Genomic DNA, 18336 nt, shown 5'->3' with positions numbered 1-18336 from the left:
CGCCACGCCCGTCTTGCCGCAGACGATGCCGATCCGCCGGTGCCCCAGTTCCGCGAGGTGCTTCACCAGGCCGGAGGTGGCCTGGACGTTCTCGGGGCCGACCTGGTCGATGTCCTTGGCCACGGTCAGCCGGTCCACCAGCACCGTCGGGATGCCGAGCTTCTTGAGCTCCGGCAGGGCGAGGCTGCCCCCGGTGCCGGCCGACGGTGTCAGCAGCAGGCCGTCGACTCTTCGCGAGCGCAGCATTCTGACCGCTGTCTGCTCGGACTCGGGGGTGTCTCTGGTGTCGATCAGCACGAGCGAGTAGCCGCATCTCGTCGCTTCGTTCTCGATGGCGGCGATCAGCTCGGCGAAGTACGGGTGGGAGACCAGCGACACCGCGAGGCCCAGCGACTTGGTGCCACCCATGACCAGCGATCGCGCGATGGCGTCACCCGTGTACCCGGTTTCGTCGATCGCTTTCTGGACGCGCTCTCGCGTGTCTCCGGCGACGGGCCTGGTCTCGTTGATCACGTGTGACACCGTGGTGATGGAGACCCCCGCGAGAGCCGCGACATCCCGCATGGTGACCATGGCCAGGGACCTTACCCGTATGGAGGAAGCCCAGATGGCAGCCGTGCTGTGTGTCGGGCTCACAACTCTCGACGTGACTCAACGGGTGGACGCGTTCCCGGATCCCGGGCAGAAGGTCCGCTCGCTCGACGCGGTCCTGTCGCCCGGTGGTCCCGCGGCGAACGCGGCCCGTGCCGTCGCCGCGCTGGGCGGAGAATCGTCACTGCTCACCGCGTTGGGTGCCGACGCACTGGGGGAATTCGTCCGTGCGTCCTTGGACCCGGTCCAAGTCACCGCCGTCGCGGGCACGACGCCGGTCAGCATGGTCGTCGTCAGAGACGCTGATGGGGAGCGCACGGTGGTCTCGCGCAACGCCTCGGTGCCCGTCACGGCGCCGGATTTGTCCGGGCTGCTGGCCGCCGCGGACGTCGTGCTCTTGGACGGACACCACGACGGCCTGGTGATCCCCGTCGCCCAGCAGGCGAAAGCGGCTGGATTGCCTGTGGTGCTCGACGCCGGGAGCTGGAAACCTGTCCTCGATCACCTGTTGCCGCTGGTCGACGTGGCCGCCTGCGCTTCGGGGTTCGAGCTGTCCGACGCCGAGGTGCACTCGTACGGGGTGCCGCTGGTGATCCGCACTCAAGGTGCGGAGCCGGTGACCTGGTCGCGGAACGGCTCGACCGGAGAGGTGGCCGTGCCGGCGGTGGAGGTGAAGGACACGAACGGTGCCGGGGACGTCTGGCACGGCGCGTACGCCTACGCGCTGGCGTCAGGTGCGGAACCGGTGGAGGCCATCGGCTTCGCGTCGGCAGCGGCCGTTGTTCGCGTCGGCGCGGTCGGGGACTGGGTTGAGAGGCTGGCACGGTGGCAGGACAGCAGGTCAGGTTCGACGAGCTGCTAGAGCGGGCTCGAGTGCTCACCGATCAGGGTGAGCGCAAGATTCTCGGCATCGGAGGCGCACCCGGTTCGGGCAAGTCGACACTCGCGCGACGGCTCGTCGAGGCCCTCGACGGCCAGGCGGTGCTCGTCGGCATGGACGGCTTCCACCTCGCGCAGAGCGAGCTCGAACGGCTGCGGCTGGTCGAACGCAAGGGCGCGCCGGACACGTTCGACATCCCCGGCTACGTGGACCTGCTCGGCCGGATCAAGGCGTGCGGGCCGGACATGATCTACGCGCCGGAGTTCCGCCGCGAGATCGAGGAGCCGGTCGCCTGTGCGGTGCCGGTGCACCCGGACGTCCCGCTCGTCGTCACCGAGGGCAACTACCTGCTGCTCAACTACGACAAGTGGAAGCGCGTCCGGATCATCCTGGACGAGGCGTGGTTCCTGTTCATCGATGAGGACGTGCGCGTGCAACGCCTGATCGACCGCCACCTGCGGTACGGGCGCACCTTGTCGGAGGCGGAGGAACGGGTGTTGCACGGCACGGACCACGTCAACGCGTTGATGGTCAACTCGTCGAAGGGATCAGCCGACCTGCTGATCACGGAAGTGCTTTAGCCGGGGAGTTTCAGCCGCAGACGATGGTGAAACAGCCGAGCGGGTCGTTGGTCGAGACGTTGTTGCCGCCGTCCGTCACCGTGCCCGCGGTCGCCCACATTCCGTATTGACCGTTGTTCTCGCTCGTGTTCTTGCGCACGGTGATGTCGAGTGGAATAGGCACGTTGATGCGCAGGCCGTCCCCGACGTTTTCGGCGAATGTGTTGCGTTCGATCACCAGCGGGCCGGTGAGCGTTTCCTTCGGGTCGACGAACAGGCCGGCGGATTTCATCTTCTCGAACCTGTTGCCGCGGATGACGCCGTTGACCTGCCGGTGGACGCCGACCCAGTTGCCGCCGCTGAACGTGTTGCGCAGCAGCTCGATCCGGCCGGTCGCGATCAGCTCGAACCCGTCGAGCTCGCTGTCGCGGATGGTCAGCCGCTCGGACCCGCCGATCGAGAAGGCGGCCAGCTTGGTGTTGACGATGTCGGCCACGACGGCACCGACGAAGTTGATCAGGTTGGTCTGCCCCTGGTCGCCCTGGACGACGACGTGGTCCGCGCCGATCTGGTCAATGGTGAAGCTGCTGTGCAGGAGGCGGCACTCTGCGCCGCAGAAGAGCCTCCACGCGTCGACCCTGCTGCGCAGGAACGTCACGGACGTCGTGCCGTTCCAGAAGTAGGTTCCGTTCCAGTTGCCGACGGTCGAGTCGATGAACCTCGTGTTGGTCGCGTTGTCCGCGACGATGTTGACGCCGGCCACCGTGCCGTTGCGGATCGTCGTGCCGTCCACATCGGTCATGCTGAGAGTGGGGGAACCACTCAGCGTGTGCCCGTTGAGGTTGAGCGTCACCCCGTTGGCCCCGATGATGAGGCCGGCCGTTCCGGTGCACACCAGATCGGCCGTCAACTTGACGCTTTGTCTGAGCGTGTCACCGCATTGCGGCATCGCTCCTGCGTGAGCCGGTGTTACTCCCCCGAACAGTGCAATTAAAACGGCGAATACACCTACAAATCGCACGTCAGACCTCCCCGTTCTTTTGCGTGAAAGAACAGGCTGGCAGAATTGATGCGATTTGTCGCTAGTTCGTTCCGACTTCGACCGTTTCGTCGATGGGCTTCTGCATCTCCTGGCGGTAACGCCAGATGCCCCACCCGGTGCCACCGAGGAAGAACGCGATGCTGACGACCAGCGCGGCTGTCTCCAGCCACGGGAGCTGCTGCAGGATGCCGGCGCCGTAGTAGCCGGCGAGCACCAGCGTCGGTACCCACGCGATGGCGCCGAGGGTGGTGGCCAGCGTGAACCGGCGGAGGTCCATCCGCGCGGCACCGGCGATCATCGGCGCCAGCGTGCGGATCCACGGCAGCCAGCGGGCGAGCACGACGGCCCAGAACCCGCGCCGGTCGAGGAAGTCGCCCGCCCGTTTGAGGTTCTGCCGGTTCAGCACCTTGCCGCCCTTGCGAGCGAGCACACGGGTGCCGGTGCCCCTGCCGATGAAGTACCCGACCTGGTTGCCGACGACGGCGACGATCAGGGCCGCGAGGGACAGCGCCCACGCCGACAGTTCGCTGTTGTGCGTCGCCAGCACCACGCCGGCGGCGAACAGCAGCGAGTCACCAGGCAGGAACAGTCCGAAGATGAATGCGCACTCGACGAAGATGAAGCTGAGCACGATGACCCACACGGCCACCGGACCAGCGGTCTCCAGCGAGGCGAAAGCATGTGCCACGGTGAGCCAGCCTACGTCGTGCTGCGCCGGTGGCACGGCGACATCGGTCTGACGGGACGACGAAATCCTGATTGAGCACGTTCGGTCACCACGTGAACACCCTTCCGTTGGGATCACTTTCGAGTGAACCAGCCGAATCGGACTAGCGTGGGAGATATGGAGACGTTGCTCGCTGAACTCCGCACCGCCGTCGGCGACTCCGGGGTGTTGACCGACGCCGATGTCACCGCGAGTTACCAGCGCGACATGATGCCGCTGGCGCCGCACGGCAGCCCGTTGGCCGTGGTGTTCCCGCTGAACACCGAGCAGGTCCAGGCGGTCGTGCGGGCCTGCGCGAGCGCCCAGGTCCCCATCGTTCCTCGCGGTGCGGGCAGTGGCCTCTCCGGCGCCGCGAACGCCATCGACGGCTGTGTCGTGCTCGTCACGACCAAGATGGACGCGATCGTCGAGATCGACACCGACAACCGTCTCGCCGTGGTCGAACCCGGCGTCGTCAACCTCGACCTGCGCGGCGCCGTCGAGAAGAACGGCCTGTTCTACCCGCCGGACCCGAGCAGCTACGACTGGTGCACGATCGGCGGCAACCTCTCCACCAACGCCGGCGGCCTGTGCTGCGTGAAGTACGGCGTGACCACCGACTCGGTCCTGGGCCTCGAGGTCGTCCTGGCCGACGGCGAGGTGCTCCGGACCGGCCGTCGCACGGTCAAGGGCGTCGCGGGCTACGACCTGACCAAGCTGTTCATCGGCTCCGAGGGCACGCTCGGTGTGATCACCAAGGCCACCCTGGCGCTGAAGCCGCTCCCGCAGGCCCCCGCCACGCTGGTCGCCGCGTTCAGCAGCACCGCGACCGCCGGCGCCGCAGTCAGCCGGATCGTCCGCGAGGGCCTGGTGCCGTCGCTGATGGAGATCATGGACCGGACTGCGATCGAAGCCGTCGAGCAGTACCTGAAGACCGAACTCGGCGCCGGACCCGGCTGCGCGGCGTTGCTGATCTGCCAGTCCGATGCGGGCGGCGAGCAGGCCAGGCACGAACTCCAGAAGATCGAGGAGATCTGCCTGGAGGCCGATCTCGTCTACGCGACGCACGACGTCAACGAGGGCCGCGACCTGCTGACCGCGCGCCGAGCCGTCCTCACCGCGTTGGAGGTCTACGGCTCGTGGCTGACCGACGACGTGTGCGTGCCCCGCACCCGCATCGCCGAGCTCATCCAGGGCTGTGAGGACATCGCCGAGGAGGTCGGCCTCAAGATCGCCGTCATCGGCCACGCGGGCGATGGCAACATGCACCCGACGATCGTCTACGACCCCGCCGACGCCGACCAGTTCGCGCGCGCCCAGAAGGCGTTCGACGACATCCTGGCCGTGGGTCTCTCGCTGGGCGGCACGGTCACCGGTGAGCACGGCATCGGCAAGATCAAGCGTGAGTGGCTGGCGAAGGAGATCGGGCCGGTCGGCCTCCGGGTCCACCGCGAGATCAAACGCGCGCTGGACCCGGAGAACCTCTTCAACCCTGGCTCGATGTTCAGCCTCTAACAGCAGGTGCGCGCGGCCGCGGGGAACGGTTCCTGAGCGGCCTTCTCCACGTCCGCGAGCATCTGCTGCCGTTCAGCCGGCCCGAGGACCTCGCCTCGGGTCAGCACGGTGTGGATCCGTTGTGTGTTGCGGATGTCCTTGAGCGGGTTGCCGTCCAGCACGACGAGGTTCGCCGCCTCGCCGGGCTTGACCGCGGCGCCCCTGGTGCCGGCTTTCAGCGCCGCCTTCGCCGACAGGCCCGCCTCGACCAGCAGTTCCAGCTCGTCGTGCACCGAGAAGCCGGGGAACGAGTACGGGTTGCCCGCGTCCGTGCCGACCAGGATCTCGACGCCGTGGTCGTGCATCTCGGCGACCTGGTCCTGGCGGCGCCGGAAGAACTCGGCCTGTTGCCGGATCTCCTGCTCGGTCACCGGAGCCCAGTTCTTCAGCCCGTCACGCCAGAAGTCCCGGTAGAACGCGGGCATGTACCTGATCCGCGGGTCGTTCGCGAACCGGTCCGGCGGGCTGGCCAACACCCGCATCGTGACCATCGTCGGGACGAGTGCGGAGTTGTTGCGCTGCAACCGTTTCGCGAGATGCACGGCCTTGCCTCGGCTGTGCGACAGGGCTGCCTGCCGTTCGAACTCCAGCACCTGCTTGAACCACGCGAACGGGTTCGCCGGGTCGAGCGGCAGGTCCGCGATCGCCTGGCGCAGCTGGGTTTCCTTCGAGCTGGTCGCCAGCGGCAGGCCGTACATGTGCTCGAACGTGCGCTGTCCCAGGTCGCTCGCGTCGCCGAGCGGCACGTGGATCGAGCAGTGCCCGGCGAAGGTGATGTCCTGCTTCGAACACTCGTCCGCGATGGCCGTCAGCGTTGCCCGGTCCAGGTACGAGTAGACCTTCACGAAGTCCGCGCCCTGGACCTTGACGTCCCGCACGGCCTTCCGGCCCTCGTCCGGCGTGCTGACGATCAACGCGCCGGGCAGCGTGGAGTGCGGCCCGTCGACGATCGTGCTGCCGACGATCAGCTGAGGCCCGAACACCTCACCGCGCTCGATCCGGTCGCGCAGCTCGTAGATCGGCGGGAAGCCCCACATCTCGCGGATGCCCGTCACACCGTTGACCAGGCACAGCGGCAACATGATCCGGTCCATGTACGCGCCGTGCACGTGCATGTCCCACAGGCCGGGGATGACGAACTTCCCGGCCAGGTCCAGCACCGTGGAGCCGCGTGGCAACGGCAGGTCGCACGAGCCGACCGCGAGAACCTTGTTGTCCGCCAACACGATCGTCGCGTTGGGTCGAATGCCGGACGAGTCGATGAGCGTCACGCCGCGCAGGGCGGTGACGCTCGTGGACGCGCCGGCCTGACCGGGCAGCAGCAGGCCCGCGCCCGCTGCCGCACCGAGTCCGGCCAGCCATCCCAGCACTTCACGTCGAGTGGTGTCGGTCATGCCGTTCAACCAACACCTTGACGTAGCGTCAGACTCAAATCCTTTCGAGCACCGCACGTGCGTCGGACGCCCAGAGCGGATTGCCGCTGAGCTCGACGAGCTGGGGCACCAGCGCCGCGCGGTGCTCGTGCTCCAGCTTGTCGGCGATGTATTTCAGTGCGGCCGCCACCTGCCACGCGTCCCGGCTGGCCAACGCCTGACGCAGCAGTGCGATGCGGTCTTCCGCTTGAGGGCACATGAGTTCAGCGCGACATCGCCTTCAGCAACGAGTGCTGGGCGTCGTCGTGCCCGAGCTCCCACATGAACGTGCCGAGCAGTCCACGTGAGCGAGCGAAGTCCGCACGGATCCCGATCGACCGCGGGTTCTCGTACGACACGAACTTCTTCTCGGCCGCGTTGTAGAGCCACGGCGACTGCGCGACCGGGTGCCAGTACTCCTTCCAGCCGGGAGTCGCCTTCAGCTTCAGCGCCTCGTCGTAGCCGTCGACCCAGAACGCGCTGTCGTAGGCCTGGTAGAGGCCGTGCTGCGGGCCTTCGGTCTTCACGTTGAAGCCGCGGCCGTAGAAAGGCGTGCCCAGCACCATCTTGCGCGGCGAGACGCCGTGCCGCTGGTAGTAGTTGATGGCGCCGACGACGTTGTTCCACTTGCGGTCGGCCGCGGGCATCGGGTCGTCGGCGACCTCGCGGAACCCGGCGTTGAACGTGGCCACGGGCGAGAAGCCGGTGCCCAGGTCGTAGGTCATGACGTTGATGAAGTCCATGATCTGCGACAGCTCGCGGAGCTCGAACGACTTCGCCGGGTCGTACGGGCCGTCGGTCTGCAGACGTCCGGCGGGAAGTGCCGCGGTGACGAGCTTCCTGCCGAGCGCGCGGCGGAAGTCCTTCGTCAGCAACGTCATGTTGCGCTTGTCCTCGGGCCGGTCGGTGATCTCCGTCGGGCCGCCGTAGACCGGGAACTCCCAGTCGAGGTCGATGCCGTCGAACGTGCCGTCGGTGAAGAAGAGATCCACGCACGACTTGACCAGCACGGACCGGGACTCACGGGTCAGCGCCGCGTCGGAGAAACCGCCGGCACCCCAGCCGCCCAGCGAGATCAACGCCTTGAGAGAAGGCTTGCGCTTCTTGAGATCCCGGATGTCCGCGAAGTCCTTGGCCGCGGTCTCGGCGGGCATCACGCACTTGCCGTTCTCGATCAGTGCGAACGCGTAGAACAGGTGCGTGATCGGTGTGTTCGTGGGAATCGACGAGATCGGTTTCGAGCCGCTGTACCAGTTGCCGTAGTAGGCGCCGACGATCTTCTTGGGCGAGGCGTCGGCGACACCGATGCCAACTGAGACGGAAAGCGCGGCCAGGGTGACCGCCAATCCCTTGCGGAACAACGACATCACGGGCCTCCAGTGGTCCAGACCACTAGAACCTAGGGGCGATAACCGATCTGGTGCAACACCTTGTGGAGATAGGTCTCGAGTTCTGCGGGCGGGTACTGCTCCGGACGGGTCAGCACGCGGTAGAAAAGCGCACCTGCGGCCATGTCGACGACGACGTCGAGGTCGGTACCGGGCGGAAATCCGGGACGCACGACATCCTTCAGCACGGCCCTGCGGGGCGCGATGAACAGCTCCCAGTACCGCTGCATCAACGGGAAGTTGTCCGCCGACGCGCCCACGAGCCGCCGCAGCAGCTGGATCGCCTGCGCCGTCGACATCAGCGCCGCCCATCCCCGCACGATCTCCTCGGGTGGCGCGACGGCCATGCGCCCGGGATCGAGCGCCGCGACGTCGCGCGGCAGCTCGATCACGCTGAACAGGAGTTCCTCCTTGGTGGCGAACCGACGGTAGACCGTTGCGCGGGTCACGCCCGCGCGCTTGGCCACCTGCTCGATCGAGGTGCCGTCGAGGCCGCGTTCCAGGAACAGCTCGAAGGCCGCTGTCAGGATCGCGTGGTCCGCCTCGGGGTCTCGAGGACGCCCAGCACTTCGTTCAGCCACGCAGAAAGCCTTTCCGGGGAGGTTCCGCGCCACGCCAGGTGGCCGTCGGGGCGCACCAGCAGCGTGTCACCGGCGCGTTCATGGTGCACGACGTCCCCGAGCCGGTCCCGCGCCACCTCCAGGCACGTCGCCGGCCCCGCCAGCACCCACTTGCCGACCTTCGCGAACAGCGGCACGCGCGGGCCACCCAGCGGGCGTGAGTACCTGACGTCGAGCTGGGACGCGGCCCGGATCAGCTTCCGTTGCAGGACGCCGATGCTCATGAGCGGGAACGCCACGCGGTTGCGCAGGATCCGGGCCGCACGACCGGAACCCAGGACCATCCGCGTCGCGGGCGTGGTCGACCTGAGCACCTGCGCGCCGATCGGCCGGCGTTCGGCCTCGTAGCTGTCCAGCAGCCGCTCCGACGCCCGGCCCTGCACGACCAGGGCGAGCTTCCAGGCCAGGTTGTCCGCGTCACCGAGGCCCGTGTTCATGCCCTGGCCGCCCAGCGGGCTGTGGATGTGCGCCGCGTCGCCGGCCAGCAGGACGTTGCCGCGCCGGTACGCCGACGCGAGCCGGCGCTGGATCCGGAACGTCGACTCCCACACCGTCGAGGTGACCGGGCCGGGCGTCCACCGGGCGCCGTCCGGGGACATCACCCGCCAGAGATCGGTGCCCGGCAACGGGAACAGCGCGGTCATCGAGTTGCCGCGGGTGAGGACGTGCACCGACGAACGGTCCAGGTCCCACGCGCCGTGCACGTCCTGAAGGAAGAAGTTCTCCATCACCGGCACCCCGTCGAACGAGATGCCCGCCATCTTCCGCACCGCCGAGTGCGCCCCGTCGCACCCGACCAACCAGTCCCACTCCCGCACCGCGGAGATCGGCGTCTCCCACTCCACCGCGACGCCGAGCGTCGCGAGCCGGTCGCGCAGCCGTGCCTCCACCATCGCCTGCGACTCGATCAACGCACCGGCCTGCGCCATCCGCGCCAGATCCATCACCATCCTGCCGTCGACGCGCAACGCCCTGAGCTCGACCGCCTTCTCCGGCAGGTCGCCCAGTGCGCCCACCCGTGCCAGCACCTCGGCGCCGCGAGGCTGCACCCCCAACGCCCGTGACGTCGTGGCCGGCCCCTCCGCCTGGTCCACGACCCGCACGTCCACCCCGAACTGCCGGAGTCCGCACGCCAGCGCCAAGCCGGTCGGACCCGCCCCCGCAATGATGACCATACGAATACAGTACAGCTCTGTATTCAAATTAGGCCAGTGAAAAGCCCGCCTGCCGGAACAGGCGGGCCCTTCGAGCGTTCAGCGCTCGACGCGGGGGATGATCTGCGTCGAGTCGTCCTGGTGCAGCTGGGCGTCCATGACCTGGGTGATGTCGTCCGCCTCTTCCTGCAGGAGCGACTTCTTCTCCTTGCGCGCCTTGATCACCTCGATGATGATCGGCACGACCGAGAGCAGCACGATCGCGATGAGCGTGAGCTCCAGGTTCTTGCGGATGAACTCGACCTGGCCGAGGAAGTAGCCCAGCACGGTCAAGCCCGCCGCCCACGCCACGCCGCCGATCGCGGAGTAGGTGAAGTACTTCTTGGGGTCCATCCGCCCGACACCGGCCATGGCCGTGATGAACGTGCGGACGATCGGCACGAACCGCGCGAGGACGATGGCGCGCGGGCCGTACTTGTCGAAGAACTCCTGCGTCTTGTCGACGTACTCCTTCTTGAAGATCTTCGACTCCGGCTTGCTGAACAGTGCCGGTCCTGCCTTGCGGCCGATGTAGTAGCCGGCGACGTTGCCGATGAACGCGCACACCACCAGCAGCACGCACACGACCCAGAGGGGCGTCGAGATGTGCCCTGCCGCGACGAAAAGACCCGCCGTGAACAGCAGCGAGTCGCCCGGCAGGAAGAACCCGACGAGCAGCCCGCACTCGGCGAAGACGATCAAGCACAGCCCGACGAGCATCCACGGGCCGAGCATCGTCAGCAGTTTTTCGGGGTCCAGCCAGTCAGGGCCCAATGCAATCGTCACGGCGACAACGGTACAGGTCAGCTGAGCGTGATCACTGCGGCCACCGTGCCCGCTGCCAGGCCCAACAGCAGCGCGAGACCCAGCACCCACCACACCGACAGCGGACCTGGGCGTTCATCGGAAACCGGGACAGGTACGGCAAATCCGGCATTGGTGCTGGTCGCCTGCGCCCGCAGCGCGTCGGTCACCAGCCGTTCCGGATCGTCCGCCATGCACCTAATCCTTGACCCACTCGCCCCTGACCAACACGTCCTTCGGCTTCAATTCTGCATCGAGCACCACGATGTCGGCCGCACAGCCCGCCTGCAGCTTGCCGGTGTCGAGACCGAGGAGCTCCGCGCCGCGGGTCGAGGTGGCGTGCACGGCCTCCAGCAGCGTCAGCCCGCAGGAGTTGACGGCGTTGCGGAACGCCATGTCCATCGTGAGCGTGCTGCCGGCCAGTGCCGCACCGCCTGCCAGCGTCGGCACTCCGTCGACGACCCGGACTTCGAGCCCGCCCACGTCGTACACGCCGTCACCGACACCAGCGGCCGCGATGGCGTCGGTGATCAGGATCGTGCGCTTGAGACCGGCGTGCCGGGCGGCCAGGCGGACGGCGGTCGGGTGCAGGTGCACGAGGTCGCAGATGAGCTCGACGGTCACGCGGTCGTCGTCCAGCAGCGCGCCGATCGGACCGGGCTCGCGGTGGTGCAACGGGCGCATGCCGTTGAACAGGTGCGTCGCCACCGAAGCACCCGCGTCGACGGCAGGCCGGACCTGCGCCTCGGTCGCGTCGGTGTGGCCGATGGCAGCGATGACGTTGTTGTCCACGAGCTGGTGCACGGCCTGGACCGCGCCCTCCAGCTCGGGTGCGATGGTGATCATCCGGACGGTGCCCTTGCCCGCGTCGAGCAGCTTCGTCACCGCGGTCTGCTCCGGCGGGCACAGGATCGCCGGGTCGTGCGCGCCGCACCGAGCCGCGCTCAGGAACGGTCCTTCGAGGTGGATGCCTGCGACGACACCCTCCTGGACCAGCTCGGCCAGCGCGGACACCTGGTCTGCCAGCTCCGGCACCGGGCGCGACACGAGTGACGCGAGCAAGGTCGTCGTGCCGTGCCTGCGGTGCGCGGACGCGGCCTTGCGGACCTTCACCGGGTCGCTGCTGGTGAACGCGTCACCGCCGCCGCCGTGGCAGTGGATGTCGACGAACCCCGGCACGATCGTGCCGCCGCCGACGTCGGTCGTCGGGCCGTCGGGCGCGACACCCTCACCGACCGCGGCGATCCTGCCGTCCCTGATGCTGACCCACCCGTTCTCGAGCACCCTGTCCGGCGTGACGACCCGACCATTGGTCAGGGTCACGTCGACAGGTCCACCCCATGTGCTCATGACGCCTCCAGCATGTCGATGGCCAGCAGCGCCGCGCCGAGGAAGCCCGCCTCGTCGCCGAGCGCCGCGAGCCGCAGCTCCGGTCGGCGCTGGAAGGCGATCAGCCCGTCCAGCCTTTCCCGCAACGGCTCCACCAGCAGGTCCCCTGCCAGCGCGAGCCCGCCGCCGAGCACAACGGCCTCCGGGCCGAGCAGCGTCGCCAGCACCAGGATCCCCCTGGCGAGCGCGTCCACGGCCTCGTGCCACACGGCGACGGCGTCCTGCTCTCCGTCTTTCACCCTTCGGGCGACATCAGCGGCGCCGTTGACGGGGTTCCCGGTACGTGCGGTGTACCGGCGGGCGATCGCCGCGGACGACGCCACCGTCTCCACACAGCCGATCTGGCCACACGCGCACGGCACGCCGTGGCCCACGTTCACATGCCCGATCTCGCCCGCGTACCCGTCGCCGCTGAAGATCTTCCCGTCCAGCAGCAGCGCGCCCGCGATGCCCGTGCCGATCGGCAGGATCACCGCGTTGCGCAGGCCCCTCGCGGCACCCATCCGGCACTCGGCGAGGCCGGCGGCGCGCACGTCGTGGCCGAACGCGACCGGGACGCCCAGCCGTTCGGTGAGGACGGCGCTGAACGGGAACTGGCTCCACGGCAGGTTCGTCGTGTACACGCCGACGCCGTTGGCCTCGTCCACGATGCCGGGGGCGACGATGCCCACGGCGTCGATCTCGTACTCGGAGGCGCTCCTGAGCTCGTCGACGAGCTCGGCGATCACCCCGAGCAGAGGCTCCAGCTCGGTCGGAGTCGCCCGGCGGGCGTGCTTCTCCGCCGCCACCGCCTCCGAGGTGCCGGAGACGAGCGCCGCCTTGGTTTCGGTGCCACCGATGTCAACGGCGACCACGTGTCTGCGTGCCACGAGGACTGATCCTGAGGCATCGGAGCCCTATTGGTCTATACCAAGTACCGATTTGGACGCGTGGTCTTACGAGCTGAAACCGCCCGCAGCGGGCAAAACGGCTCAACTGGGAAGACTGTGAAGTTTGCTTACTGTCCGGTTCCGCGGTGACTCAGCCGGCCATGATCTTCTGCAGGGCGTCCAGCGCACGCGAGGCCGTCGACTTCACGGTGCCCTTCGAGATGCCGGTGGCCTCGGCGATCTCCGCCTCGGACAGGTCGCCGTAATAGCGCAGCACGAGCACCTCGCGCTGGCGCGGCGGCAGCTGCTGCAACGCCTTGACCACGGCCTGGTGCTCCGCGGTCAGCATCGCGAGCGACTCGGCCGAACGCGCGTTCGCGACGTGCGGCGGGGTGTAGTCGCGGGCGGTCTTGCGCCGGCGCAGCACGCTGCGGGACCCGTTGACCACGGCCGTGCGGAGGTAACCGACGGCCGCCTGTGCGTCGCGCAGGCCCTTCCAGTTGCGGTGCAGGCCGGCGAACGCCTCCTGAACCACGTCCTCGGCTGTCGAGGGCTCGTCCACCAGCAGCAGCGCGAGCCGGACGAGGCGCATGCGGTGCTGCTTGTACAGGTCTTCGAGCGTGAGGGGCCCTGTAGGAGGTCCTGCGACGCCGTCCTTGATTCGCAGGTTGGTCAGGGTGTCCTGCACGGTGCGCGGTGTTTCGTCGCCAACCACAAGGTAGGACGGTACCGGTCACCGTCGCTACGGTGGTCGCATGGCCCGCTTTGCAGTCGAATTGGTGTTCGGTCCCGATCGCGAGAAGCGTCTCGCAGTACGTCCCGCGCACCGCGAGTACATCGCTTCTCTGTCGGAGAAAGGCGTGGTCCTCGCCGCCGGTCCCTACGCGGACGACACCGGCGCGTTGATCATCTACGAAGCCGCGGACGAGGCGGCGTTGAAGGAGATCATCTCCGCCGACCCCTACACGCCGGCGAACGTCATCACGAAGTGGGAGATCCGCGTCTGGAACGCGCTGCTCGGCAGTTGGCTCCAGTGACATAGCCGCGCCCCGGCGCGGCGGCGAGTTCGTCTTCAAGTCGGTCGTCCGGCCGAATCGCTCGTGCCGAAATGGGCTTCGCCGATTTCGGCACGAGCGGTTGACCGGACGACCGACACGAACTCGCGAATCAGCGAGCAGCAGCCTTACCGCCCGGCCCGACCAGCCCTGACGTGTCGCTCGCGGCCATCTGCCGGTCGGCGTCGGCCACTTCCTCGACCGCCTGGCGGTCCACGACCATCGGCGTGAACGCGCGGAAGAACTTCAGCGCGCCCACCCAGCCGGGGACGTGGACCGCCTTCGCACGTTTCTCGATGCCCCTCACGACGGCCTTGCCGACGTTGCGGACCGGGTACTTCTTGCTCGCCAGGCCCGGCATGCCCTGGCGGAGCTTGCCGAAGACCGGGTGCTCGTCGGCGCTGTTGACCATGTCCGTGGAGATCCACGAGAAGTACGCGGTGCCGACGTCCACGCCGAGATGCCGGACCTCGGCCCGCAGGCTGTCGGCGAACGCCTCGCAGCCCGCCTTGGCCGCCGAGTAGGCCGCGTTGCCGGGGATGTGCACGATCGCGGCCAGCGACGACACGACCAGGCAGTAGCCGCGGCTCTTGATCAGGTGTGGCAGCGCCGTGCGGACCGTGCGCCACACGCCGAGCAGGTTGACCTCGATGACCCGTTCGAACGCCTTGGGGTCCATCGAACGCACGAACCCGGTGGCCGCGATGCCCGCGTTCGCCACCACGACGTCGATGCCGCCGAAGTGGTCCGCGGCCTCGTTCATGACGCGTTCGAGGACGTCCCAGTCCGTGACGTCGGCTTCCCACGCCTTGCCACCGGTCTGCTGGGCGACCTCTTCGAGCTGGGCTTTTTCGAGCCCGACGAGCGCGAGCCGAGCCCCGCGCGCGGCCAGTTGCCTCGCCACCTCGGCGCCGATGCCCCTGGCCGCGCCGGTGATCAGTACCACCTTGCCCGTGACGTCCATGCCGTCACGGTAACGCAACCTACTCCCGGTAAGCTACTGGCAAGTTAAATTGCGCTGAGACGGTCCGCCTCTGCCTGGGTGAGCTCCAGGGTGAGCAGCGGCAGGAGGTCGCTGAGCTGCTCCAACGTGCGCGCGGACGCGATCGGCGCGGCCACCGTCGGCTGCTGGGCAAGCCACGCCAGGGCGACCGAGGCCACCGTGGTCTCGTGCGTCTCGGCCAGCTCGTCGAGCACCTCCAGAACCTGCAGGCCGTGCTCGTCGAGGTACTTCGAGGCCGCGCCGGCCCGTGCGCTCTGGACCTCGACGCCGGGCCGGTACTTGCCGGTCAGGAAGCCCTTGGCGAGCGACCAGTACGGCACGGTCGCCAGGCCGTGCCTCGCGACGGTGTCCTGCAGCTCGCCCTCGAACTGGTCGCGGCTGACCAGGTTGTACTCGGGCTGCAGGGCCACGAACTTCGCGAAGCCCTCGCGTTCCTGGATCTCCAGGGCCTTCTCCAGCCGCTCGGCGGAGAAGTTGGACGCCGCGAGGTGACGGACCTTGCCGTCGCGGACGAGCTGGTCGTAGGCGGCCAGCGTCTCCTCGAGCGGCGTGTTCGCGTCGTCGAGGTGGTTGTAGTAGAGATCGATGTGATCGGTGCCGAGGCGCTTCAACGAGCGCTCGGCGCTGGTCAGGATCGTGTCGCGCTTCTGGTTGTTGAACCCGGCGAGCATGCCGACCTTGGTGGCGACGACGACGTCGTCGCGGGTTCCACGCTTGGCCAGCCACCTGCCGATGATCGTCTCCGACTCGCCGCCGGAGTTCCCGTCCGCCCAGGCCGAGTACACGTCGGCGGTGTCGACGAAGTTCCCGCCCGCCGCGGTGTAGGCGTCGAGCACTGCGAACGAGGCATCTTCGTCAGCCGTCCAGCCGAAGACGTTGCCCCCCAGGCAAAGTCGGGACACGTTCAAGTCAGTGGTGCTCAAGATCGGCATACTGCGAAGGTAGTCCGTCGCGACGATCGGAGTTCGGATGTTGGGAACGTTCGGGGTATGGGGCTCGCACCACGAGTGGGCCGGGAAGATCGGCGAGATCGAAGCGCTCGGCTACGGGGCGTTCTGGATCGGCGGCTCGCCGGACATCACCCTGGTCGAGCAGGCGTTGAACACCACGAAGTCGATCACGATCGCGACCGGCATCGTCAACGTGTGGCAGTCGGAACCGGAGGCGGTCGCCGCCGAGTTCCACCGGCTCGCGAGCGACAGGTTCCTGCTCGGCGTCGGTGTGGGTCACCCGCAGCTCGACCAGGCCTACGAGAAGCCCTACGACAAGCTCGTGTCCTACCTCGACCGGCTCGACGTGCCCGCCGACCGGCTGGTGCTCGCCGCGCTCGGCCCGAAGGTCCTCAAGCTCGCCGCCGAACGGACCGCGGGCGCCCACCCGTACCTCGTGCCTGTCGAGCACACGGCAGAGGCCCGCAAGGTGCTCGGCGACAAGCTCCTCGCGCCCGAGGTGACCGTCGTCGTCGAAGAGGACGCGGAAGTCGCGCGTGCCATCGCGCGCGAGAAGCTCTCGTTCTACTTCTCGCTCACCAACTACACGAACAACTGGCAGCGCTACGGGTTCACCGCGGAGGACGTCAAGGGGTCGGACCGCCTCGTGGACGCGTTGGTCGCGCACGGCAGCGCGGACCAGGTGGCGGCCAAGTTGCGGGCGCACGTCGACGCGGGCGCCGACCACGTGGCCATCCAGTCGCTGAACGGCCACCACGCGGAACTGGCCGACGCCCTCGGGCTCAAGCGCTGATCTCGACGCCCTTCCAGAACGCCACGCGGCCCCTGATCTGCGCGGCAGCCTCCTTCGGCTCCGCGTAGTACCAGGCCGCGTTGGTGTTCTCGGAGCCGTCGACCTGCAACGAGTAGTAGTTCGCGTCGCCCTTCCACGGGCAGTGCGAGGTGTGGTCGGCCGGCTTCAGCACGGCCGGGTCTACGGACTCCAGCGGGAAGTAGTGGTTGCCTTCGACCACGACGGTGTCGTCGCTCGAGGCGATGATCTTGCCGTTCCACTGAGCGGTTGCCATGTCATCCAGTGTGCCCGTACCGGCGAGTAGCGCGGACCGCCTGGTCAACTGCTACTTGATCGATCACTGTCATAGGGTCGGCCGCCGAGTTGGCCCCGTGACTCGGCCTCGTAGGATGCGGGCTGACACCCGTTCAGGGCGCCTGAGGAGGACCACCGATGCCCATCGCAACTCCCGAGGTCTACGCGGAGATGCTGGACCGGGCCAAGGCGAACGAGTTCGCCTACCCCGCCATCAACGTCACGTCGTCGGAGACGCTCAACGCGGCTCTGCGCGGCTTCGCCGAGGCTGAGAGCGACGGCATCATCCAGGTCTCGACCGGCGGTGCCGAGTTCGCCTCGGGCACCAAGGTCAAGGACATGGTGACCGGCGCCGTGGCGCTCGCGGAGTTCGCGCACGTCGTCGCGGCCAAGTACCCCGTGAACATCGCGTTGCACACCGACCACTGCCCGAAGGACAAGCTCGACGGGTACGTGCGTCCGCTCATCGCCATCAGCCAGGAGCGAGTCGACAAGGGCGGCAACCCGCTGTTCCAGTCGCACATGTGGGACGGCTCCGCGGTCGCGCTGGACGAGAACCTCCAGATCGCGAGCGAGCTGCTCGACCTGTCCGCCAAGGCGAAGCTCGTCCTCGAGATCGAGGTCGGCGTCGTCGGTGGCGAGGAGGACGGCGTCGACAACGAGATCAACGACAAGCTCTACACGACCGCCGAGGACTACCTGAAGACGGTCGAGGCGCTCGGCGCCGGCGAGAAGGGTCGCTACCTGCTCGCCGCGACGTTCGGCAACGTGCACGGCGTCTACAAGCCGGGCAACGTGAAGCTGCGCCCGGAGATCCTCAAGCAGGGCCAGGACGTGGTGGCGGAGAAGCTGGGCCTCGCGGCCGGCTCGAAGCCGTTCGACCTGGTCTTCCACGGCGGCTCCGGCTCGCTGCTCGAGGAGATCCACGAGGCCGTGTCGTACGGCGTCATCAAGATGAACATCGACACGGACACGCAGTACGCCTTCACCCGTCCGATCGCGGCGCACATGTTCGCGAACTACGACGGCGTGCTGAAGGTCGACGGCGAGGTCGGCAACAAGAAGGCCTACGACCCGCGCAGCTACCTCAAGGCAGCGGAGACGGCCATGGGCGCGCGCATCGCGCAGGCGTGCGAGCACCTCAAGTCGTCGGGCCGCATGATCGCGGGCTGAACCGCTTGAACTACCAGGGCCCCGGCGACGCACGCCGGGGCCCTTTTCGTTTCATTCGTT

Annotated in this window: 22 protein-coding genes; 6 read left to right on the top strand and 16 right to left on the bottom strand. The window is 68.0% G+C overall.

The features are described 5' to 3' along the window. The coding region (locus ACWGE0_RS30245) for a LacI family DNA-binding transcriptional regulator (RefSeq protein ID WP_452264287.1) at positions 1-573 on the bottom strand (573 nt) is incomplete at its 3' end. Between the two features lie 34 nt (positions 574-607). Between ACWGE0_RS30245 and ACWGE0_RS30240 the strand changes: the two genes are divergently transcribed. Beyond that, the gene (locus ACWGE0_RS30240) at positions 608-1453 is read left to right on the top strand and encodes a PfkB family carbohydrate kinase (RefSeq protein WP_452264286.1); all 846 of its coding nucleotides are present in this window, start codon (positions 608-610) and stop codon (positions 1451-1453) included. Then, complete coding sequence (locus ACWGE0_RS30235; RefSeq protein WP_452264285.1) at positions 1417-2052, top strand: nucleoside/nucleotide kinase family protein; 636 nt, start codon at positions 1417-1419, stop codon at positions 2050-2052. The genes ACWGE0_RS30240 and ACWGE0_RS30235 overlap by 37 nt, the downstream gene beginning before the upstream one ends. 10 nt (positions 2053-2062) lie before the next feature. On the opposite strand, the gene ACWGE0_RS30230 is transcribed toward ACWGE0_RS30235, so the two are convergent. Together ACWGE0_RS30230 and ACWGE0_RS30225 are read right to left on the bottom strand one after the other, a co-directional pair. Then, on the bottom strand, positions 2063-3052 hold the full coding sequence (locus ACWGE0_RS30230) for a right-handed parallel beta-helix repeat-containing protein (RefSeq protein ID WP_452264284.1): 990 nt from the start codon (positions 3050-3052) through the stop codon (positions 2063-2065). Positions 3053-3113: 61 nt separating this feature from the next. After that, a complete protein-coding gene (locus ACWGE0_RS30225) occupies positions 3114-3761 on the bottom strand; it encodes a DedA family protein (RefSeq protein WP_452264283.1) in 648 nt (215 codons plus the stop codon). 156 nt (positions 3762-3917) lie between these two features. On the opposite strand from ACWGE0_RS30225, the gene ACWGE0_RS30220 reads away from it, so the two are divergent. Then, the gene (locus ACWGE0_RS30220; RefSeq protein WP_452264282.1) at positions 3918-5294 is read left to right on the top strand and encodes an FAD-binding oxidoreductase; all 1377 of its coding nucleotides are present in this window, start codon (positions 3918-3920) and stop codon (positions 5292-5294) included. On the opposite strand, the gene ACWGE0_RS30215 is transcribed toward ACWGE0_RS30220, so the two are convergent. The 10 genes from ACWGE0_RS30215 to ACWGE0_RS30170 all read right to left on the bottom strand — a co-directional run bounded on the left by ACWGE0_RS30215 (position 5291) and on the right by ACWGE0_RS30170 (position 13723). Further along, complete coding sequence (locus ACWGE0_RS30215) at positions 5291-6727, bottom strand: amidohydrolase family protein (RefSeq protein ID WP_452264281.1); 1437 nt, start codon at positions 6725-6727, stop codon at positions 5291-5293. The genes ACWGE0_RS30220 and ACWGE0_RS30215 overlap by 4 nt on opposite strands. A gap of 34 nt (positions 6728-6761) precedes the next feature. Beyond that, positions 6762-6965, bottom strand: coding sequence for a hypothetical protein (locus ACWGE0_RS30210; RefSeq protein ID WP_452264280.1), 204 nt, complete (start codon positions 6963-6965; stop codon positions 6762-6764). 4 nt (positions 6966-6969) lie between these two features. Then, entirely contained in the window at positions 6970-8112 is a 1143-nt protein-coding gene (locus ACWGE0_RS30205) for a glycoside hydrolase family 18 protein (RefSeq protein ID WP_452264279.1), read from the bottom strand. A 32-nt stretch (positions 8113-8144) separates the two neighbouring features. Then, entirely contained in the window at positions 8145-8714 is a 570-nt protein-coding gene (locus tag ACWGE0_RS30200; RefSeq protein WP_452264278.1) for a TetR/AcrR family transcriptional regulator, read from the bottom strand. Further along, positions 8657-9928, bottom strand: coding sequence for an FAD-dependent monooxygenase (locus ACWGE0_RS30195; RefSeq protein ID WP_452264277.1), 1272 nt, complete (start codon positions 9926-9928; stop codon positions 8657-8659). The genes ACWGE0_RS30200 and ACWGE0_RS30195 overlap by 58 nt, the downstream gene beginning before the upstream one ends. A gap of 78 nt (positions 9929-10006) precedes the next feature. Continuing rightward, positions 10007-10681: a DedA family protein gene (locus tag ACWGE0_RS30190; RefSeq protein WP_452264298.1), complete on the bottom strand. Its 675-nt coding sequence runs from the start codon at positions 10679-10681 to the stop codon at positions 10007-10009. A 68-nt stretch (positions 10682-10749) separates the two neighbouring features. Further along, on the bottom strand, positions 10750-10944 hold the full coding sequence (locus tag ACWGE0_RS30185) for a hypothetical protein (protein ID WP_319964959.1): 195 nt from the start codon (positions 10942-10944) through the stop codon (positions 10750-10752). A gap of 4 nt (positions 10945-10948) precedes the next feature. Next, the gene (gene nagA / locus ACWGE0_RS30180; protein WP_452264276.1) at positions 10949-12100 is read right to left on the bottom strand and encodes an N-acetylglucosamine-6-phosphate deacetylase; all 1152 of its coding nucleotides are present in this window, start codon (positions 12098-12100) and stop codon (positions 10949-10951) included. Continuing rightward, entirely contained in the window at positions 12097-13008 is a 912-nt protein-coding gene (locus tag ACWGE0_RS30175) for an ROK family protein (protein ID WP_452264275.1), read from the bottom strand. The genes nagA and ACWGE0_RS30175 overlap by 4 nt, the downstream gene beginning before the upstream one ends. Positions 13009-13159: 151 nt before the next feature. After that, a complete protein-coding gene (locus tag ACWGE0_RS30170) occupies positions 13160-13723 on the bottom strand; it encodes a SigE family RNA polymerase sigma factor (RefSeq protein ID WP_167972523.1) in 564 nt (187 codons plus the stop codon). 40 nt (positions 13724-13763) lie between these two features. Here ACWGE0_RS30170 and ACWGE0_RS30165 point away from each other — a divergent pair, with 40 nt between their 5' ends. After that, positions 13764-14045 (top strand): YciI family protein, encoded by a 282-nt coding sequence (locus tag ACWGE0_RS30165; protein ID WP_452264274.1) that lies wholly within the window; start codon positions 13764-13766, stop codon positions 14043-14045. Positions 14046-14175: 130 nt separating this feature from the next. Here the strand turns inward: ACWGE0_RS30165 and ACWGE0_RS30160 are convergent, their stop codons facing one another. Together ACWGE0_RS30160 and ACWGE0_RS30155 are read right to left on the bottom strand one after the other, a co-directional pair. Beyond that, a complete protein-coding gene (locus tag ACWGE0_RS30160; RefSeq protein WP_452264273.1) occupies positions 14176-15027 on the bottom strand; it encodes an SDR family oxidoreductase in 852 nt (283 codons plus the stop codon). A 44-nt stretch (positions 15028-15071) separates the two neighbouring features. Beyond that, positions 15072-15998 carry an aldo/keto reductase gene (locus ACWGE0_RS30155; protein WP_452264272.1) on the bottom strand — a complete coding sequence of 309 codons (927 nt, stop codon included), beginning with the start codon at positions 15996-15998 and terminating at the stop codon, positions 15072-15074. A gap of 37 nt (positions 15999-16035) precedes the next feature. On the opposite strand from ACWGE0_RS30155, the gene ACWGE0_RS30150 reads away from it, so the two are divergent. Further along, on the top strand, positions 16036-16809 hold the full coding sequence (locus ACWGE0_RS30150; RefSeq protein WP_452264271.1) for an LLM class F420-dependent oxidoreductase: 774 nt from the start codon (positions 16036-16038) through the stop codon (positions 16807-16809). Here the strand turns inward: ACWGE0_RS30150 and ACWGE0_RS30145 are convergent. Further along, the gene (locus ACWGE0_RS30145; protein WP_452264270.1) at positions 16799-17083 is read right to left on the bottom strand and encodes a DUF427 domain-containing protein; all 285 of its coding nucleotides are present in this window, start codon (positions 17081-17083) and stop codon (positions 16799-16801) included. The genes ACWGE0_RS30150 and ACWGE0_RS30145 overlap by 11 nt on opposite strands. Positions 17084-17241: 158 nt before the next feature. Here ACWGE0_RS30145 and fbaA point away from each other — a divergent pair, with 158 nt between their 5' ends. Further along, positions 17242-18276 carry a class II fructose-bisphosphate aldolase gene (gene fbaA / locus ACWGE0_RS30140; protein ID WP_452264269.1) on the top strand — a complete coding sequence of 345 codons (1035 nt, stop codon included), beginning with the start codon at positions 17242-17244 and terminating at the stop codon, positions 18274-18276. Positions 18277-18336: the final 60 nt, after the last annotated feature.

It is taken from the genome of Lentzea sp. NPDC054927 (assembly GCF_053610285.1).
Note: the sequence above shows the minus strand (reverse complement) of the source record. Positions and strands in the feature narration are given on the sequence as shown.